This window comes from Streptomyces sp. IBSBF 3136 (assembly GCF_036815105.1).
In the GTDB taxonomy this organism is placed as follows: domain Bacteria; phylum Actinomycetota; class Actinomycetes; order Streptomycetales; family Streptomycetaceae; genus Streptomyces.
This window is the reverse complement of the sequence record NZ_JAJSZC010000443.1, coordinates 1-1,861: the sequence shown is the minus strand read 5'-3', so window position 1 is coordinate 1,861 and position 1,861 is coordinate 1. Positions and strand designations below refer to the sequence as shown.

1 protein-coding gene is annotated in these 1,861 nt (G+C 75.8%); it reads right to left on the bottom strand.

Features of this window, described 5'->3' with window-relative positions; genetic code table 11:
- The coding region (locus V7E45_RS40040) for a hypothetical protein (protein ID WP_333779210.1) at positions 1-1,382 on the bottom strand (1,382 nt) is incomplete at its 3' end.
- Positions 1,383-1,861: the final 479 nt, after the last annotated feature.

The window sequence follows — 1,861 nt, the reverse complement described above, 5'->3', positions numbered from 1 at the left end:
CGCGCACACCCCCGCACACGCGCACACAACGGCGTCCGGCCGCCGTCGGGAACGGCCACCAGGTCGTGCTGGTTGGTGACGCGGATGATCCGGGTGCGCGGGTCGGCGGTGCCGCCGTCTTCCGGCGGGGAGCCGACGGCGATCACGTGGGTGACCCGGTGGGCACGGCAGAACTCCGGGTCCCGGGCGAGGTTCAGCAGCGCGACGCCCCCCTCGCCGTGCCCGATGAGGGCGAGTTCGGCGCCGTGCGGGATGCCGTGGTCCCGCAGGGCGAGCAGGACCGACCGGGTGTGCGGCGAGTCGGTCCGGAACAGGGCGCCCCAGGCGTCGGCGAAGTCCCGCGGCGAGGTGGGGCGGGGGCGGCCGGGTGCGGTGCCGGGCACCTGGACGACGTACCGTACGACACCGTCCGGGCCACGCACGTTCTGCACGAGGATCCGCCCGTCACCGGACAGCACCTCGATGTTGCGCAGATAGCCGAGGAAGGAGCCCTCGGTGGCGACGATCTGCCGCTCCTGGACGGTGAGCCCCACGGCCTCGGCGGCGCCGTCGCCGGGGTCACGTCGGCCGGGGTGGAAGGCACCGGTACTCGGAGTGGCGCCGGAGGCGCGGACGGCGCTGGTGGACTGTGCGGCGCTGGTGGGTCCTGCGGGGCCGGCCGACGGTGCGGGGGCGGTGGACGGTGCGGCGCCGGCCGACGGTGCGGAACCCGCCGAGGGCGCCGTGGTGGCGGACGGTGCGGCGCCGGCCGACGGTGCGGCGTGAGCGGCCGGTGTGCGGTCAGAGGCCCCCTTCCGGCGGGCCCGGTCGGGTCCTGGCTCCCCGTCCAACAGGGCGCGGACCGCGAGAAGTTCGGTCATCAGGGGGGTGAGCCCCGACAGGGCGCGCTGGGCGCCGCGGTCCCGGAACAGGGCGCGCAGGGACCGTACGGCCTCCGGATCCCTGTCCGCGGCGACGGCGTCGGTCAGCCGGCGCATGCCCGGATCACGTTCGTACCCGGGGTGACCGGCCAGGACGGCGGCCATCCGCAAGCGCAGCGAGCCGACCGCGACCAGCGTGGCCAGGCTCTCCCGGCCCAGCACCACCCGGGCCGCGCCGAGCAGCCGGCCCGTGCCGTGCGGTGTCGCGCCGACCCGGCCGCCCAGCCCCCCTGCTCCGGTCAGGGCCCGCAGCAGCGCCCAGCGCGCGGCGAGCCCCGTACGCGGACGTTCACGCACGGACGCGGCAAGGGACGGTGCGAACAGGGTGGCGCCGGTGCGCTCGGACACCTCGCGGAGGCCGTCGGCGACGTCCATCAGGTCCCGCGCGCAGCGGCGCAGCAGTTCCTCGGCTTCCTGCCCGTCCCCTGTCGTCCGTCCGGGTGCGTGGTCGTCCGCTCGCATCCGACGCTCCCTCGGCTCGACGACGTGGGCGGTGTGCGACCGCGTCCCGAGGGGCGCGGTCCCGCTCCCATCGTCAGCCAGGGCAGACACGCCCGCACCTTCATCCGTCCAGGCAGAGGACGCGGAAGGGGGCGAGAAAAGAAAAAGGGAAAGGAGGCGAGCCGCTCCTTTCCACTCTCAACGTATAGCGCACCGGGGGGCTTGCGGCAAGGCCCCCTCCGTGGCGCACAATCATCGGCCGAGGCCGGAACCAGGGGGAATGGGGGATTGACGAAGTGTGTGCCGTGTCGTCCACCAGTGGGTCGCGCCGGGACGTGGGACCGCTGGTGGCACGCGCCGTGCGGTCGCGGGAGCGCGGCGCGGACGTGCGGACGCGCGAGTCGTGCGCCCCGCCGGACGGGGCCGTCACGCAGCGGCTCATGCCCCCCGCCGCCGGGAGGACCGCTCGACCCGCCGCGCCCGCGTCTCCCACCCGAACC